Origin of the sequence: Kitasatospora sp. NPDC058190, from assembly GCF_042883685.1 — a bacterium.
GTDB lineage: Bacteria > Actinomycetota > Actinomycetes > Streptomycetales > Streptomycetaceae > Kitasatospora.
Genome location: NZ_JBHVVI010000054.1, coordinates 31,425 through 48,815, shown reverse-complemented (window position 1 = coordinate 48,815; position 17,391 = coordinate 31,425). Strand labels below are relative to the sequence as shown.

11 protein-coding genes are annotated in these 17,391 nt (G+C 70.8%); 1 reads left to right on the top strand and 10 read right to left on the bottom strand.

Features of this window, described 5'->3' with window-relative positions; translation table 11 throughout:
- Positions 1 to 5: 5 nt before the first annotated feature.
- The 4 genes from ACFVWU_RS24005 to ACFVWU_RS23990 all read right to left on the bottom strand — a co-directional run bounded on the left by ACFVWU_RS24005 (position 6) and on the right by ACFVWU_RS23990 (position 8,767).
- Positions 6 to 1,013: an expansin EXLX1 family cellulose-binding protein gene (locus ACFVWU_RS24005; RefSeq protein ID WP_387624478.1), complete on the bottom strand. Its 1,008-nt coding sequence runs from the start codon at positions 1,011 to 1,013 to the stop codon at positions 6 to 8.
- 222 nt (positions 1,014 to 1,235) lie between these two features.
- Positions 1,236 to 3,209, bottom strand: coding sequence for a non-reducing end alpha-L-arabinofuranosidase family hydrolase (locus tag ACFVWU_RS24000; protein WP_387624475.1), 1,974 nt, complete (start codon positions 3,207 to 3,209; stop codon positions 1,236 to 1,238).
- Positions 3,210 to 3,482: 273 nt separating this feature from the next.
- A complete protein-coding gene (locus ACFVWU_RS23995) occupies positions 3,483 to 5,960 on the bottom strand; it encodes a pectinesterase family protein (RefSeq protein ID WP_387624472.1) in 2,478 nt (825 codons plus the stop codon).
- 155 nt (positions 5,961 to 6,115) lie between these two features.
- Positions 6,116 to 8,767 carry an RICIN domain-containing protein gene (locus ACFVWU_RS23990; RefSeq protein ID WP_387624470.1) on the bottom strand — a complete coding sequence of 884 codons (2,652 nt, stop codon included), beginning with the start codon at positions 8,765 to 8,767 and terminating at the stop codon, positions 6,116 to 6,118.
- Here ACFVWU_RS23990 and ACFVWU_RS23985 point away from each other — a divergent pair.
- Positions 8,681 to 9,049, top strand: a complete 369-nt coding sequence (locus tag ACFVWU_RS23985; RefSeq protein WP_387624467.1) for a DUF1304 family protein — start codon at positions 8,681 to 8,683, stop codon at positions 9,047 to 9,049. The genes ACFVWU_RS23990 and ACFVWU_RS23985 overlap by 87 nt on opposite strands.
- Positions 9,050 to 9,134: 85 nt before the next feature.
- Here the strand turns inward: ACFVWU_RS23985 and mmsB are convergent, their stop codons facing one another.
- The 6 genes from mmsB to ACFVWU_RS23955 form a co-directional block, all read right to left on the bottom strand.
- A complete protein-coding gene (gene mmsB, locus ACFVWU_RS23980) occupies positions 9,135 to 10,370 on the bottom strand; it encodes a multiple monosaccharide ABC transporter permease (RefSeq protein WP_387624464.1) in 1,236 nt (411 codons plus the stop codon).
- 3 nt (positions 10,371 to 10,373) lie between these two features.
- Positions 10,374 to 11,921 carry a multiple monosaccharide ABC transporter ATP-binding protein gene (gene mmsA / locus ACFVWU_RS23975; RefSeq protein ID WP_387624460.1) on the bottom strand — a complete coding sequence of 516 codons (1,548 nt, stop codon included), beginning with the start codon at positions 11,919 to 11,921 and terminating at the stop codon, positions 10,374 to 10,376.
- Positions 11,922 to 12,040: 119 nt separating this feature from the next.
- Positions 12,041 to 13,135, bottom strand: coding sequence for a multiple monosaccharide ABC transporter substrate-binding protein (gene chvE / locus ACFVWU_RS23970; RefSeq protein WP_387624457.1), 1,095 nt, complete (start codon positions 13,133 to 13,135; stop codon positions 12,041 to 12,043).
- Positions 13,136 to 13,643: 508 nt separating this feature from the next.
- Complete coding sequence (locus ACFVWU_RS23965) at positions 13,644 to 14,651, bottom strand: ABC transporter permease (protein ID WP_387624454.1); 1,008 nt, start codon at positions 14,649 to 14,651, stop codon at positions 13,644 to 13,646.
- Positions 14,648 to 16,216, bottom strand: a complete 1,569-nt coding sequence (locus ACFVWU_RS23960; protein WP_387624452.1) for a sugar ABC transporter ATP-binding protein — start codon at positions 16,214 to 16,216, stop codon at positions 14,648 to 14,650. The genes ACFVWU_RS23965 and ACFVWU_RS23960 overlap by 4 nt, the downstream gene beginning before the upstream one ends.
- Entirely contained in the window at positions 16,213 to 17,355 is a 1,143-nt protein-coding gene (locus ACFVWU_RS23955; RefSeq protein WP_387624450.1) for a substrate-binding domain-containing protein, read from the bottom strand. Before ACFVWU_RS23955 ends, ACFVWU_RS23960 begins: the two co-directional genes overlap by 4 nt.
- Positions 17,356 to 17,391 lie beyond the last annotated feature (36 nt).

The following is a 17,391-nucleotide window of genomic DNA, read 5'->3' as shown; positions in this document are numbered from 1 at the left end:
CGCGGTCAATGCCGGGCGAACTGGACTCGGGTCGGCTGGGCGACGTCCGGCTGCAACGCGACGCCGTCGACGGTGAGTTGCTCGCCGTAGATGTCGGTGACCCTGATCGGTCCGCCGCACCCGCTCCCGTCGGGGGAGAGGAAGTAGTTGTAGTCGGTGCGGGACAACTGCCGCCAGCCGCCGCCGGTGAGGACCTCCAACGCCGCTACCGGGTTCCGATGGCCGATCACCTGGATCCCGCACCACCACTGGGTGGACCCGGTCTTGTACCGGATCGACATGGCGTCCGGCGCGACGGGGCTCAGCAGCGACCAGGTGATCGGTAGGCGGCCCACCGACAGGTCGGCGAGTTTGGCGAAGGCCTCGTGGCTGAGGTCGAGCTGCCCGGGTGCGCAGGGCAGCGGGCACTCGTTGACGATCCGCACCGTGATGCTCGCCCCGTTGGCCGCGCGGACGAGTACGAACGCTCCGCATGCCTTGGACGACTCGTAGTCGGTGTGGTTCATTGCCGCGATCATGAGGTCGCCGGACGGGCCGAACGAGCAGGCGCCGTTGCCGTCGGCGGCGTCGTAGGAGGTTGCGACGCCCTGGTAGCTCGTCCCGGGCTTGATCCGCCCGGCCTGGGACGCCGTGGCCGGTGCGGTGCGGGCACCGCCGGTGGTGGCCGACGGCGACGGGGTGGCCGTGGTGACCGGGGCGGCCGACGGTCGCGCCGTGAGAGTGGCCGATGGCGACGGGGTGCCGGTGGCCGAGGGCGGGGGGCTGGTGACCGACGGCGGTGCCGCCGAGGGCGTGGGATCGGCCGGGACGCCGGTACCGGGCGGCGTGCTCGGCTCGGTGGCCGCGACGGAGGCGGCAGCCGGCTCCGTGGCACCGGCCTCGCCACTGCTCCCCGGGAGGAGCGCGAAGGCCAGGCATACCAGTAGACCGACCGCCACCAGCGCCAGCGGTATGCCCATGACCAGCCCGCGCCTGCGGTTCGACTGCGGGGCGGCGTGCTTCGTTGCCCTCATTCCCGTCCATTCGGTAGATCGACTCGACGTTGCACTGCCCAGTGGGCGCCGGAGACGGAAAGGTTGCCGCTCCGGCGCAGGTTCTTTCGGCCGGCCCGCGGACGGGCGACACGTATCCGCCGCCCGGGCCGGGCGAGGCGGTCGGCCTGTGCAGGTCTGCGGAGGAGGGGAACCCCGGCCGGTTCGGCGGCTGGGGTTCCCTGTGGTGGGTTGGGGGGTGGGTCAGTGCTGGAGGGTGAGGAGGCCGGGCCGCCAGGGCAGTTGGTCGTAGGGGCCGTTGGCGGTGGGGGACTTGCCCTGGTAGAGGAACTGGAGGTTGCAGGGGTCGATGGTCATGGTCTGGTCGGGGTTGTTGCGGACCAGGTCGCCGTGGCTGATGTCGTTGGTCCAGGTGGTGCCGCTGTTGGCCTTGCCGGCGAAGGGGTTGCTTTCGCTGGCGGCTTGCGGGGTCCACGTACCGTTGAGGCTGGTGGCCGTGAAGGAGCGGAAGTAGCGCCCGCTGGCGCCCTGGGCTTCGACGATCATGAGGTACTGGTTCTGGTCCTTGACCTTGTAGACCTGCGGTGCCTCGAAGAGTTTGGTCGGGGAGTCGGTCATGACGGTGGTGTAGGAGGAGCCGAAGTTGCCGGGGAAGTTCCCGATCGGCATGCTCGCCCGGTAGATGCTGCCGTTGTCGCCGGCGAAGAACAGGTACATGTTCTGGTCGTCGGCGATGAGGGTCTGGTCGATCGGGCCGGTGCCGGAGTTGGGGATGCTGCCGGTGAACAGCGGCTGCGGCGCGGACCAGCCGTTGGGGTCGGTGGGGTCGCTCGACGTGCGGTAGACGAAGGGCCACGGACCCCACTGGTACGCCAGTACCCAGATGTTCTTGGGCGCGAAGTAGAACAGGGTGGGCGCCACCGCGGCCTGGCTCATCCCGGTCTGGCCGGCCGAGGCCATGTCCGACCAGTTCGTGAAGGGACTGAACATCATCGAGCCGTACGACGACCCCGACACGTTCGACGCGTAGACCAGGTGCTTGCCCTTGTACACCACGTCGGTGAAGTCCTTCACCGACGCCCACCCGTTCGCGGGCTGCGCCAGCGCACCCGTCGACGACCAGCGGTACGTCGACGGCAGAGCGCACGTGCCGGAGGTGATGCCCCCGCCCGGCGTGCGGCTGCTGCCGCCCAGGGCGGTGAGCACCGCGCTGTAGGCGGGCTTCTTGTTGCCGCTGCCGTCGAACAGCAGCGGGTTCTCACCGGTGCGCCAGGAGTCGCTGTCGCGGATGCCCCACCCCGTGATGCCGGTGCAGCGAGCGACGTTGAGGCAGTCCCGGACGGTGTTGGCGTACGCGGTGGCGGACGCCTGGGCGATGTCGAGCTCGGTGATCTGGACGTCCACGCCGAGCGCGGCGAAGTTGGACAGGGTGGTCTGGAAGCTGGCCGGCGGGCCGCCGGCGCCGAAGTGGCTCTGGAAACCGACGCAGTCGATGGGTACGCCGCGGGACTTGAAGTCCTTGACCATGCTGTAGACGCCCTGGGTCTTGGCGTCGGACCAGTTCTCGATGCTGTAGTCGTTGTAGCAGAGCTTGACCGAGGGGTCGGCGTTCCGGGCGGTGCGGAAGGCCTCCTCGATGAAACCGTTGCCCAGCACGTCCTGGAACACGGAGCTGCGGTGCTGGCCGCTGCCGCCGTCGTCGAACGCCTCATTGACCACGTCCCAGGCGTAGATCTTGCCCTTGTAGTGGGTCATCTCGGTGGTGATGTGATTGTCCATCACACTGCGAAGGGTGTTGGCGTCGGTGATGGAGCGGACCCAGCCGGGCAGTTGGGAGTGCCAGACCAGCGTGTGGCCGCGCATGCGCTGGCCGTGCGCGGAGGCGTGGCTGACGATCGAGTCGGCGGGGGCGAAGTTGAACGATCCGCGGGAGGGTTCGGTGGTGTCCCACTTCATCTCGTTCTCCGGGGTGATCATGTTGAATTCCCGGTCGAGAATGGTGGAGTACGTCGAGTCGCCGAGCCTGCCCGAGGCCACCGCCGTGCCGAAGTAGCGGCCGCTGCGGGCCGCCGCACCGGCCAGCGTGCGGGCCTTCGGCGTGTGTGCGGCCTGGGCGACCAGCGGTACGGCAGCACCCGCGGCGGCGAGAACCACGGCGGTGGCGAGCACACGGCGGGTTGCCTTGCGGCGGCGATGAGAGCGTTTCTGATCTGGCAACGGCTTGTCCTTCTCGCACAGTGGGCCTTGGTCCAGGCCCCGGTTACCCGTCAGTTGTCGCCACGCACGCAAAGGTTGCCGCGATCGGGGGAGGAATTTTTTGTCGAGCCGGAGATCGGCGCGGCCCTCATCCCGTCGGGGCAAAGCCGCCCCGGACCGCGAGGGCGCCTGCGGTGGTCCCGGCGTCGGCGGGGTAGGTGTCGTCCTCAAGCGGGCTGCCCCGGCCTTCCGAGGAGGCCGGGGTGAGCGGTCGGGGCCCGGACGGCGTTGACGTCAGAGGGCGGGAAAGGCGGGGAAGGTGCAGGTGGGGGCCGTGCCCGGGCCGTCGGTGGTGGTCACGGTGACGTCGGGGCCGGAGGGGTGGAGGTCGGTGTCGGTGGCGGTGATGCGGGCGTTGGCGGCGGTCGCCGTGGTGACGTCGAGGTTGAGGTGTGCCAGGGCCAGTTCGAGCGGGTGGGCCTTGTCCAGTCCGACCAGGGTGGACCTCGCACCGCTGGGGGAGTGGGTTGCGGTGACGCCGTCGACGGTGATGCCGGTGAACCAGGGGGTGTTGGAACCGCTGCCGGCGGAGTAGTGGGTGTCGAAGACGAGCGGGGCGCGGACGGCGTCGAGGCAGGTGTTCAGGTAGGTGACGCCGGTGACCCTGCCACCGTTGGCGGGGGAGCTCTTGATCCGGATGCCCGTGCTGGAGCCGCTGGCGTTGCCGAGGGCGTCGGTGCCGGTGAGGGTGTTGTCGCGGAAGAGGACGTTGGTCACGCCGCTGCTGGTCTCACTGCCGACGGAGATGCCGTGGGTGCCGTAGAAGTGGTTGTTCGTCACGGTGATGTTGCTGCTGGGCTTGTTGCCGGCCTTGATGGCGATGCCGTCGTCGCCGTCCATGACGGAGGAGTCGGTGATGGTGACGTTGGTGGCGCCGGCCGGGTCGATGCCGTCGGTGTTGCGGGCGGTGGCGGGGGTCTTGATCCGCACGCCCCAGGCGGTGAAGCCGTTGCCGCCGTTGTAGACGACGTGGAAGTTGGGGGAGTTGAGCAGGTCGACGTGGTAGAGGGTGAAGTCGTCGGAGTTGTCGGCCTGGATCAGCCGGGGGTTGTTCTGGTTGGAGCCGGCCTGCTGCGCGTCGGTGGCGAGTTGCCACCAGCTGGTGGTGGTGCCGAGGACGGTCTGGTCGCCGCGGCCGTCGATGCGGCCCTGGCCGCCGTCGGCGGCGCGGACGGCCTCGATGCCGGCGTTGGCTCCGGCAACGCTGATCAGCGGCTTGCAGCCGCCGCTGGAGGAGGCGAGGGTGCCGCAGGTCGGCTTGCCGGTGATCTGGTAGTCGACGGGGTTGCGTGAGCCGTACAGGGTCACGTTGCTGTCCAGGAGCAGGACCTCGCCCTGATGGATGGTCAGCGGTCCGGTGAGGAAGGCGTTGTGGCCGGCGTCGGTGGCCTGCAGGCGGATGGCGACGGTGTTGTGTCCGGTCTGGGTGCAGGTGTCGAGGGCGTGCTGGATGCGGACCGTGTCCGGTGGGGTGGTTTCGCTGCCCTGGTCGGTACTGCGGGAGGGCATGGTCCGGGCGGCGGGGACGGTGGCGCAGACGGTGTTGGGCGGTGCGGGCTCGGTGACGTGACGGGTGTCGCCGGTCGCTGTTCCGGCGGGCACGGTCGAGCCGGTGCTGGTCGAGGTCGCCCGGTCGACCGGGTTCCAGCCGTCGGTGCCCGCGAGGTACGTGGTGGCGGTGTACTCGCCGGCCTGGGCCGCCGACAACTGCGGGCTGTCGGCGGTCGTGGCAGCGCCCGGTCCGGTGTTGCCGTACGAGGTGAGGCGGGCCGAGTGCCAGGAGATGCCGCTCATGTCGGTCCACGGGGTGGCGCTCTTGACCGCGGCCGGGAGCACCGTGTTGCGGACGACCACCTGGGCGACGGCGGAGGCGGTGGGGTGCCAGGGCCGGCCGAGGTAGTAGGTGCCGTCCTTCGCGGTGGAGCGGACGGCGCTGTCGGTGATCAGGAGGCCGTACTTGTGCGCGGCTTCCGTGTTGGCGGCGGTGAGGAAGCCGTTGAGGCCGCCGGCGGGGGCGCCGTCGTCGTCGGCCTGGATGGTGGCACGGTCGAGGACGGCGGTGGCGTTGCCGAAGATCATGTCGACGGCACCCTCGACGTAGTCGTCGGTGAAGTACTGGCGGGTCTGCGCGGTGGCGTTCGGGGACCAGGCGAGCAGGGTGTCCTGGTGGCCGATGATGCGGTCGTTGCGGAAGACCTGGCGGTCGCCCTCGGCCGCCACCGCGACGGCCTGGGTCGCGGTGCCCGGCTGCGCGGCGGCCCGGTCGAAGGTGTTCTCGACGGTCAGGTTCTCCACGGTCAGTCCGGTGGCGGCGAAGGTGGCCGTGGCGCTGCCCTCGGTGCCGAGTTGGCCGCCGCCGGACTTGGCGGAGGCGGCGGAGTTGCCATAGGTGATGACGACGTCGGCGGGGTTGCCGGTGCCGCCCACGATGGTCAGTCCGTCCTTGCCGACCGGCACCCGTACCACCTCGTGGTACGTGCCCTTGGCGATCCGGATCCGGTCGCCGGGTCGCGCGCCGTCCACCGCTGCCTGCACGGTTCGGTACCGGCCGCTGCCGTCAGCGGCCACCGTCAGCGTGTGGGCTTTCGCGGGCAGGGCGGCCTGGGCGATCAGGGGGACGGCGGCGCCCATGACGGCGAGGACTCCGGCGGCGGCGAGCACGCGGCGGGTCGCCGGGCGTCGGCGGTGCGTGCGTCGGTCGAGATCTGGCAACGGCTTGTCCTTCCGGAGCGGCGGCCTGCGGACGGCAGGCCGGGTCGTCCATCAGTTGCCGCCGCGCGACGGAAGGTTGCCGCGCGGGCGCAGGTTCTTTCGGCCGGCCGGGGGCGGGCGAGGCGCATCCGCCGCCCGCCCCCGGGCCGTGCCGGTCAGGACGGGTCGCCGTACACCACGCCGCGGCCGTAGCCGCCCAGGTACACCCGGCCGTAGACATCGGGGTCGCCGGAGATGACGTTGATGACGCTCCCGCCGAACTGGTGTTGGTCGTCGTTGATCCGGACCCAGGTCGAGCCGCCGTCGGTGGAACGGAACAGGCCTGTGGCGCCCTTCACCTTCCCGCTCAGGTAGACGGCCTGGTAGCCGGCACCGGGCGCCGCCTTGCCGAAGCCGACGGCGCCCGCCTGCTCGACGCCGTCGAGTCTGCGGAAGCTCGCCCCGCCGTCGGTGGAGTGCCGCAGACCGTTGCCCGCGCCGGCGATCCACAGGTCACCGGCGACGCCCGGGACCGCCTTGAGCTGCCCGTCGCCCAGGCCCGTGGCCCGGGCGGTGAAGTGCTTCCCGCCGTCGGTGCTGACGTACAGGGTGCCGCCACTGAGGGCGTAGAAGGTGTTCGCTGCCGAACGGTCGGCCACCACGGCCGCGTCCTTCGGCAGGCCGGAGACCGCCGCCCAGGACACGCCGCGGTTGGTCGAGAGGAACGGAGCCAGGCCCGTGGGGGTCCACACCACGGTGCCGCCGTCCGCCGAGACGGCCGCGGAACCGCCGCCCGCGTCACCCACCGGAGCCGCCGCGAAGGGGGTCCAGCCGGCTCCGCCGTCGGTCGAGTAGGCGCCGTGCTGCGCGCCGCCGAGGCCGACCCGCACGATGAACTCCGGCTTGCCCTGGGCGAAGTCGATGCCGGTGGTGTTGGTGAACAGCGGACCGCTCAGCGCCTTGGCGGGGACCTTGGTGAGGTCCTCGTGCCGGAACCCGCTGACGTCGCCGAGCGCGCTGATCAGCGGGAGGCCGGGGGGCTTGACCAGTCCGAGCGTCGCGGTCTCCTCCAGACCCTTGGCCGGAATGGTCCAGTGCGTCGGACGCCCGCCGTCCGCCGCCGTCACGTCGGTGCTGCCCCACATGCCCGAGCCGGTGCCGTACAGCACATGCCCGGAGTCGAAGGGGTCGATGGCCAGCGCGCCCATCCAGTGCCCGATGCCGGTGCCCACGTACGGCGCCGCGGAGTCGTCCCGCTGTGAGCTCGCACCCAGCGCCTTCCAGGAGGCGCCGCCGTCGGTCGAGCGGTACAGCTCGTCCGAGGGCCACCAGCGGTCCAGCGTGGTGACCATCACCGTGGCCGGGTGCTGCGGGTCCACCGCCAGGCCGGCGAAGCCGTAACTGCCGCTGGACGGGGAGACGTTCTTCCAGGCCCCGGTGGACGGCGTGTACTTCCACACCGAGCCGGCCGTCGCCCCGTTCGGGCCGGGCGCGTTGGTGTACGTCAGGTAGAACGAGCCGTCACCGGACAGCACACCGTGCTGCGGCAGCTGCCCCGTCGGCTGACCCGGCACGGCCTGCCAGGTGGCGCCGCCGTCGGTGGAGCGGTACAGCGAGGTCGACTTGTCGGCCACCCCGACGTAGATCGTCCTGCTGCCGGACGGACCGAAGGTCACGAAGGACAGGCCGACCCCGCTGCCGGCCCCGTCCTTGACGGGGAAGGCGCCGACCTGGCTCCAGGTCGCGCCGTAGTCCGTGCTGCGCCACAGCCCGTTCTTGCGGGTGCCCAGGTAGAGCGTGCGGTTGTCGGAGGGGTCCACCACCAGCCGCTCGCCCATGGACCGCCCGTCCTCGTTGCCGCCGAGCTTGAACGGCAGGTCGGTGCGCTGGAACGTCCGGCCCTGGTCGGTGGAGCGCAGGATCGCGCCGTTGCCGGCCCAGTCGTTGGTGTAGGTGCCGCTGGCCAGGTAGAGGCGGTTCGGATCGACCGGGTCGGTCGCCAGGCTCTCGATCCCGAGCAGGTTCCAGTCGCCGCCGCCGATCCAGTCGGTCAGCGAGGTCCACCGCCCGGCGGTCGCGTCCCAGCGGTAGGCACCGCCGATGTCCGTCCGGGCGTACAGCAGGTCCTTGCGGGCGGGGTTGAAGACCAGTCCGGTGACGAACCCGCCCCCGACGATCTGGGCGTTGTGCCAGGTGTAGCCGCCCGTGCCGGACACCTTGACCAGCCGCCAATGCTGGTTGGCGCTGCCCCGGTCGGCGTACTGGATGAGCGGCACGCCCTCGTCGCCGCCGCCGCCCCACACGTCCAGCACCATGCCGCTGGCGCGGGAGACGAACTTCACCGCGCCGTCGCCGACGTCCTGCATCCGCCACTGCTGGGCGGGGGCGGCGTGGTCGGTCTGCTGCTCGACGGCGGCGGCGGACTGCGAGGAATCACCGCGCACTCCGAGGACCTTGTGGCTGCCGTGATTCTCCAGCTCGTAGTAGCCGTCCCCCGCCAGCCGCAGCCGCCACTGCTGGCTCACGGCACCGGCCGCGGGGTTCATCTGCCGGGCCCAGGCGCCGTCGGACGTGTCCGCACCGGGAACGTCCAGCGCCTTGTCGCTGCGGACGGACACCAGCGTGTAGTAGGCGTCGGGATCCACCGACGCGGCCTTCGAGTCGGCCTGCACGAACAGCAGGTAGGGGCCGAGCACACCGGGCACGCCCAGGGCCAGGCCCAGCGTGGTCCAGCGCCGACGGTGACGCCCACGGGGACGCCGCACACCACCGGCGGCCGGGCGCACGCGCCGGCCGCGGCCGTCCGCCGTGGGATCCGTCTCGTTCATGGGGGCTACTCCTTGCTTCGGCCCGCCGCCACGCACCCGCCCGGATCAGCGGAGCGCGGCGGCGGACGGCGGTGGGATCGGACGACCCGCGAGCGGCTTCCGTCCTCGCGGTCACCCGTCAGTTGCCGCCGTCGCGGAGGAGGTTGCCGCCCGGCCGAAAAGATCGTCTCCTGCGTCGCCGTCGCCGGCCTGTTCGGCGCCTTGACGTCGTCCCGCAAGATCCTCTTCGTGCAGATCGTGCCCGCCCTCGTCGTGCTCGCCTTGGTGTTTCCGGCCCAGTGAGTACGACAGGGCCGGAAACGCGTGTCGCCCTCGGCCGTCCGATGGAGGACGGCCGAGGGCGAGGGAATCCGGGGTGGTTCCGGCGTCAGGAACCGGCCCGGCGCTTGTTGTAGACGTCGAAGCCCACCGCCGCGAGCAGCACCAGGCCCTTGATCACCTGCTGGTAGTCGGTGCCGACACCGACCAGCGACATGCCGTTGTTCAGCACGCCGAGCACCAGGCCACCGATGATCGCGCCCATGACGGTGCCGACGCCGCCGCTGGCGGAGGCGCCGCCGATGAAGGCGGCGGCGATCGCCTCGAGTTCGAAGTTGATGCCGGCCTGCGGGGTGCCGGCGTTGAGCCGCGCCGCGAAGACCAGCCCGGCCAGCGCCGCGAGGACGCCCATGTTGGTGAAGGCGAGGAAGACGACCCGCTTGCTCTTCACCCCGGACAGCTTGGCCGCCGCCTCGTTGCCGCCGATGGCGTAGGTGTGCCGGCCGATGATCGAGTTGCGCATCAGGTAGCCGAAGCCGACCAGCAGGGCGCCGAGGATCAGCAGGACGATCGGCACGCCGTGGTAGCTGGCCAGCAGCAGGGTGAACACGAGCACGGCCGCCGTGATCACGGCGAGCTTGGCCAGGAACAGTCCGAGCGGGAGCACCTCCAGCCCGTAGGAGGCGGTCTGCCGCCGGCCGCGCAGCTCCTGGAGGACCGCGACGGCCAGCACCGCGAGGCCTAGCAGCAGGGTGAGGTTGTGGTAGTTGGTGTGCGGGCCGACCTCGGGGAGGAAGCCGCTGCTGATGCTCTGGAAGCCCTTGGGGAACGGCGCCACCGACTGGCCCTGCAGCAGGATCTGGGTGCCGCCGCGGAACAGCAGCATGCCCGCCAGGGTGACGATGAAGGACGGGATCCCGAGGTAGGCGATCCAGAAGCCCTGCCAGGCGCCGGCGAGGGCGCCGATCACCAGCGCGACCAGCATCGCCACGGGCCACGGCAGGTGGTGCTCGACCATCATCACCGCGGCGGCGGCCCCGACGAAGGCGGCCAGCGAGCCGACCGAGAGGTCGATGTGCCCGGCGATGATGACGATCATCATCCCGATCGCCAGGATGAGGATGTAGCCGTTCTGCTGGATCAGGTTGGTGATGTTGAGCGGCTGGAGCAGGATGCCGTCCGTCCAGATCTGGAACAGCAGCACGATCAGCGCGAGGGCGACCAGCATGCCGTACTGGCGCACGTTGCCGCGCAGCGCGCGGGCCAGTACGGAGCCGACGGACGGACTCGGGCCGGGCTCAGGCCCGTTCTGGGCGGAGTCCGGGATGATCTCGGTCTGGGCCATGCCTCACACCTGCTCGTTGCTGGATGCGGCGCTCATGGTCATGAGCCGCATGAGGGATTCCTGGGTGGCGTCGGCGCGGGCGACCTCGCCGGTGATCCGGCCTTCGGCCATGGTGTAGATCCGGTCGCACAGGCCCAGGAGTTCGGGGAGTTCGGACGAGATGACGAGCACGGCCTTGCCCTGGGCGGCCAGCTCGGCGATGACGGTGTAGATCTCCGCCTTGGCGCCGATGTCGATGCCCCGGGTGGGCTCGTCGAGGATCAGCACCTCCGGCTCGGCGAAGATCCACTTGCTGAGGACGACCTTCTGCTGGTTGCCGCCGCTGAGCGTGCCGGTCCGGGTGAACACCGTCGGGGCCTTGATGTTCATGGTCTGCCGGAACGATTCGGCGACCTTGCTCTCCTGGTGCCGGTCGACCCGGCCGTACCGGGCGACCTTGCCGAGCGCGCTCAGCGAGATGTTCCGGCTGATGTCGTCGATCAGGTTGAGGCCGAAGTGCTTGCGGTCCTCGGTGACGTACGCGATGCCGTGCCCGATGGCCTCCGGCACCGTCCGGGTGCGGACCTCCCGGCCGTGCAGCAGCACCCGTCCGCCGCTCCAGCGCCCGTACGAGCGCCCGAAGACGCTCATCGCGAGTTCCGTGCGGCCGGCGCCCATCAGGCCGGCGACGCCGACGATCTCGCCGCGCCGCACGTTCAGGGAGGCGCCGTCCACCACGGTGCGCTGCTGGTCGATCGGGTGACGGACGGTCCAGTCCTCGATCTCGAAGGCGACCTCGCCGATGTCGGGGGTGCGGTCGGGGTAGCGGTGCTCCAGGTCCCGACCGACCATGCCGCGGATGATCCGGTCCTCGGAGATGCCCTCCGGACCGATCGCGATGGTCTCGATGGTCTGCCCGTCGCGCAGGATGGTGACGGCGTCGGCGACCCGGGCGATCTCGTTCAGCTTGTGCGAGATGATGATGCAGGAGATGCCCTGCGCCTTGAGTTCCAGGATCAGGTCGAGGAGCTTGCGGCTGTCCTCGTCGTTCAGCGCGGCGGTCGGCTCGTCCAGGATGAGCAATTTGACCTTCTTGGCCAGCGCCTTGGCGATCTCGACCAGTTGCTGCTTGCCCACGCCGAGGTCGGCGATCCGGGTGTGCGGGCTCTCCTCCAGGCCGACCTGCCGGAGCAGCTCGGCGGCGTGGGTGAGCGTCCGGTGCCAGCTGATGATGCCCCGGGAGGCGTGCTCGTTGCCGAGGAAGACGTTCTCGGCGATGGACAGGTACGGCACCAGCGCGAGTTCCTGGTGGATGATGACGATGCCACGCTGCTCACTGGCCCGGATGTCCTTGAACCGGCAGGGATCGCCCTCGAAGAGGATCTCGCCCTCGTAACTGCCGTGCGGGTAGACCCCGCTGAGCACCTTCATCAGGGTGGACTTGCCGGCGCCGTTCTCCCCGCAGACGGCGTGCACCTCGCCGGCGGCCACGGTCAGGTTGACCTCGGAGAGCGCCTTGACACCGGGGAACGACTTGCTGATCGACCGCATCTCGAGAACGGGTCCAGCCATGGTTGTGCGTCCGTATCGTTCGGGGCGGTGCGGTGGGGATCCATCGGGCGCCCGGGGGGAGCCCGGGCGCCCGCCGCACCGCCGGTTCGGCGTGAGGCCCGTCGAGCGGGCCCCACGGGCTACTTGAGCTGGTCCGCGGTGTACTGGCCGCTGTCGACCAGGACCTTCTGGTAGTTGTCCTTGTCGACGCTGACCGGCTGGAGCAGCTCGGCCGGAACGACCTTCGCGCCGTTGTTGTACTGGGTGGTGTCGTTGACCTCCGGCTTCCCACCGGTCAGCAGCGCGTCGCCCATCTGGACGGCGACCTTGGCGAGTTGCCGGGTGTCCTTGTAGACGGTCTGGGTCTGCTCGCCCGCGATGATCGACTTCACCGAGGCCAGCTCGGCGTCCTGGCCCGTGACGATGGGCAGGGACTTGGCGGTGCCGTAGCCGACGCCCTTGAGCGAGGAGAGGATGCCGATCGAGATGCCGTCGTACGGGGAGAGCACGGCGTCGACGTGGGCGGTGGTGTAGGCCTTGCTCAGCAGGTTGTCCATCCGGGACTGGGCGAGACCGCCGTCCCAGCGCAGTGTGGCGACCTGGTTGAAGTCGGTCTGGCCGCTCTGCACGACCAGCTTCTTCTGGTCGATGTACGGCTTCAGGACGCTCATCGCGCCGTTGAAGAAGAAGGTCGCGTTGTTGTCGTCCGGCGAGCCGGCGAACAGCTCGATGTTGAACGGTCCCTTGCCGTCCTTGAGGCCGAGCTTGTCGGCGATGTATCCGCCCTGGAGGACGCCGACCTTGTAGTTGTCGAAGGTCGCGTAGTAGTCGACGTTCTGGGTACCCCGGATCAGCCGGTCGTAGGAGATGACCGGAATGTGCGCATCGGCGGCCTTCTGCAGCACGTTGGTGAGGGAGGAGCCGTCGATGGCGGCGATCACCAGCAGCTTGGCGCCCTTGGTGATCATGTTCTCCACCTGGGAGACCTGGTTCTCCACCACGTTGTCGCCGTACTGCAGGTCGGTCTTGTAGCCCTTGGCCTGGAAGTCCTTGACCATGTTGTTGCCGTCGTCGATCCAGCGTGCCGACGACTTGGTCGGCATCGCGATGCCGATGAGTCCGCCCTTGGCGTCGCCCTTGGCGGCCCCGTCGCCGACTCCGTTGGCGCTCTGCCCGCAGGCCGCCAACGAGAGCGTCAGGCCCACCGCGACGAGGCCCGCTGAAAGCTTCCGCACAGTTCCTCCAGTGATGATGTTCCGCGACCGGGACAGCGCGCCCCTGGCTGGGCGACTGGGAGCGGTCGAGCGGGGCCGGCCGGAGCGGTCCCTCGCGCTGTGGAACGTCGGGGTGGCGGCAGCTCTGGCCTGGTGTGACATGAAGTGTTAACGCTAACAAGAGTGGCGTCAAGGCCCCCGGGATCACCGTTGGATCGCGATGTCCCGTCGGCCGGTCCGGCCGGGTGTGCCGCACCGGAAGGGGAGGCCCTGTCGGAGTTCGCAGGGTGACAATTCAGCGAATGATCGGTGAACGAGAGGTTCTGGTGCGGGCGGTGGAGCCGGGGTACTGGCCCTGTGCCAGGGCGTGCTCCCCGCCGTGGGTGTCGTGTCGTCCGTCTCCCGCCGGCGGTCGGGAGACGGGCACCTGTCGGTCCGGGGACCAGCCGGTGGCCAGGGTCGGGTCGCAGGCCCGGAGGATCGGGTTGACGGCCTGGACGGAGGGACGTGCCGGTGCCGAGGGGCGGGCTCAGGACCGCCTCGCCACGTGCCTGGCGCGCAGGCGGTCGGCCGTGATGGCCAGCCCCAGGACGCAACCGAGCACGATGTTGGTGTAGTCGGAGTTGACCTGGAGGGTGGTCAGCCCGTTGTTGATCAGCTCTAGCAGGACGGCACCGGCGACGATCCCCAGGACGCGCCCCTGCCCTCCGGTCAGGCTGACCCCGCCGATGACCGCAGCCGCGATCGCCGAGAGCTCCCAGCCGACGCCGACGCCGCTGGCGGAGCCGACTCCCATCCGGCCCAGCACGAGCATTCCGGCGAAGGCCGACACCAGCGAGGAGGTCACGTACATCGACACCACCCGCCGGTCGCCGCGAATGCCGGCCAGCCTGGCCGCCTCGGGATTGCCGCCGACCGCGTAGACCTGCCGTCCGGCGTAGGTCCGCTCCAGGAAGAACCACGCGGCGACGGCGACCACCGCGAACAGCACGAGCGGCACCGGGACTTGGGCCAGATAACTCTGGCCGACGTCGCCGAAGAACGGGGAGATGCCGACGATCGAGGTGCCGGAGGTGATCGCCAGGGTCACGCCCTGCGCCACGGTGTAGGTGACCAGGGTGACGACGAACGGCGGCATCCGCAGCCGGGTGACGGCCAGTCCGTGGACCAGGCCGACCAGTCCGGCGAAGGCCAGCGTGGCCAGGACGGCCAGACCCGCGGGCAGGCCGGCCCGGACGTTGAACCAGGACATCAGGATCACGCTGGTGCCCAACAGGGCGCCCACCGACAGGTCGATGCCGCCGGTCAGGATGACCAGCGACTCGCCGATCGCGATCAGCCCGTACTGGGCCAGGTCGGCGCCCATGCCCTGGAGGTTGACCGCGCTCGCGAAGGTGTCCCGAGCCAGCGCGAGCGCCGCGAACACGGCGACGCAGGCGAGGACGACGCCCACCTCCGGGGTGTCGACCAGCATGCGCAACCGGCTCCGCGCCGGTGCCGCCGTGGACTCGTGGGCGGGAGCGGTCTCGGTGGTCATGCGGGTCCCTCCGTGCTCGCCGCCGGCTTTGGCCGGCTGGTGGCTGCTGTCATGATCCGTTCCTTGCCGAAGTGCTCGCGCGGCAGGTCGGCGACGATCCGTCCGTGGGCCATCACGAGGATCCGGTGGCAGACCCACAGCAGTTCCTCCAGTTCGGACGAGGCGGCCAGAACGGCGAGCCCGTCCGCCGCGGCCCGGTCGATGAGCCGGTAGATCTCGGCCTTGGCACCCACGTCGACGCCGCGGGTGGGCTCGTCGAGCAGCAGCACGGCGGGGGCGGTGTGCAGCCAGCGCCCGAACACCACCTTCTGCTGGTTGCCGCCGGACAGGTCGCCGATCGGCTGCTCCTGGCTGTGCAGCCGTACGCCCAGGGCGTCGACGATCCGTTGTGAGCGTGCACGGTCGCCCCGGGGCGTGAGCACCCCGTACCGGGAGTCGCGCCGCAGGGTGGCCAGGGTCGCGTTCCACCGCACCGGGTGCGACAGCAGCAGGGACTGCTCCTTGCGGTCCTCCGGCACCAGGCCGATGCCCGCGGCGACGGCGTCCGCGGGGTGGCGCGGGCGGAAGCGGCGCCCGCCCAGCTCGACCTCGCCGCCGGTGCGGGGCTGCGCGCCCATCAGGGTGTGCAGCAGCCGGCTGCGGCCCGAGCCCATCAGGCCGGCCACGCCGACGATCTCACCGGCCCGCAGGTCCAGGTCGACCGGGCCGAGGCCGTCCGCAGTCAGCCCCCGGGCGGTCAGGACGGTGCGGGCCGTCGCCGGGACGGGGCGTACGGCGACATCGCGGGTGAGTTCGCCGCCGACCATCTCGCGGATCATCCGCGCCTCGGTGGCCTCGGCCGGGCCGAGGTCCGCGACCAGGCGGCCGCCGCGCAGCACCACCACCCGGTCGGCGATGTCCCGCACCTCGTCCAGCCGGTGGCCGATGAACAGCACCGCGCCGCCGTCCGCGGCGTGCCGTCGGGCGAGGGCGAGGACCTTACCGGCCTCGACCGGCCCGAGCGAGGAGGTCGGCTCGTCCAGGATCAGGACCAGCGGCCGGTTGCCCCAGGCCTTGGCGATCTCGATCATCTGCCGCAGCGGGACCGGGAGTTGCTCCACCGGTCGGTCGACGTCGACGCCCTCGACGCCGATGTCCGCCAGCAGTTCGCGGGCCTCGCGCCGGGTGCCGGCGCGGTCGAACAGGGCCCGGCGCAGCCTCCCCGCGCCGCCGGTGGCCCGGGTGAGCCGGCCGAGCAGCAGGTTCTCGGCCACGCTCAGCCGGCCCACCAGCGGGAACTCCTGCGCGACCAGGCTGACGCCGAGCGCCTTCGCGTGGTCGGGCCGCCCCGGCTGGAGGGGGCGGTCCGCGATCAGGACCTCCCCGGCGGTGGGGGAGACGGTGCCGGACAGCACGCCCATCAGGGTCGACTTGCCGGCGCCGTTCTCCCCGACCACACAGGTGATCTGACCTCCGATCAGATCGAGCTCCGGGATGTCCAGCACGGTGACCGGCCCGTAGGTCTTTCGCACCCCGCGCAGGGCCGCAGCCGGCCGTCCGGCGGCGGGGGCGACTGCCCCGGTCATCCGGTGATGCCGAGCTGGGTCTGCTTGGCCCGGAAGTCGGCGAGGTTGTCCGGGGTCACCACGCCCACGCCGGAGCTCAGGGTGCTGCCGTCGGACTCCAGGAACGGCTTCACGATGGCCATCGTGGCGTCCTTGCCGAGCACCTTGAGCGCGGCCAGCAGGTAGGCGCCGGTGTAGCCCTGCTGGTAGGGCGACTGGACGACGGTCGCCTGGATGACGCCCTGCTGGATGAACGTGAGGGTCTGGGCATCGCTGTCGTCCGAGACCACCTTGACCTTTCCGGTCTTGCCCGCGGCCTGCACCGCCTGCGCGGCCGACGGGCCGTCGTAGGAGTAGACGCCGTACAGGCCGGTCACACCCGGGTCGGTCTGGATGGCGGTCTGCGCGTTGGTCAGGGCCTTGGCCGCGTCCATGTTGTCGGCGAGCTTGTTGGACAGCTTGATGTCGGTGCCCTTCAGTGCGTCCTCGAAGCCCTGGACGCGCTCGACGGCGTTGGAGGCGGTCAGCGAGCCGACCAGCACCACGACCTTGCCCCGGCCGCCCAGTGCGGCCTTCATCGCCTCGCCCGCCCGCTTGCCGGCCTGGTAGTTGGGCGTGCCGAGGTAGAGCGCGGCGCCGTCCTCGGCGGGCAGCGGCGAGTCGATCGCCAGGACCGGTATGCCGGCCGAACCGGCGGACTGGATCGGCGACTTGACGGCCGTCGGGTCGATCGCGGAGAGCGAGAAGGCGGAGATGTCCTGACCGCGCAGGGTCTGGAGGATGGACAACTGCTGGTCCAGTCGGCCGTTCGTCGGGGCCTGGAAGGCGCCCTTGACCCCGAGGTCGGCGAGGCCCTTGGTGAAGCCGGCCTTCCCGGCCTTCCAGTAGTCCACGGAGACGTTGACCACCATGGCCAGGTCCAGCTGGGAGAGGTCCTTGCCCTGGAGCGCGGTCTTGAGCGCGGCGTCGAGGCGGGTCAGGTTGTCGTCGTTGAAGGTGATGTCGCCCTGGATCGCGGGCGCGGCGGCCGAGGAGTCGCCGGTGGGGGTGCCGGAGTCGCCGGCGCCCTGCTTGCTGCAGCCGACGGCCAATGCCATGAGGACGATCGCGGCGGACGCGACGCGTGCGGCTCCGGAGCGCCGGCGGAAGGGTGCGCGCATGTGGTGGTTCCTCTCGATCGCTGCCGGTGGGTGGGG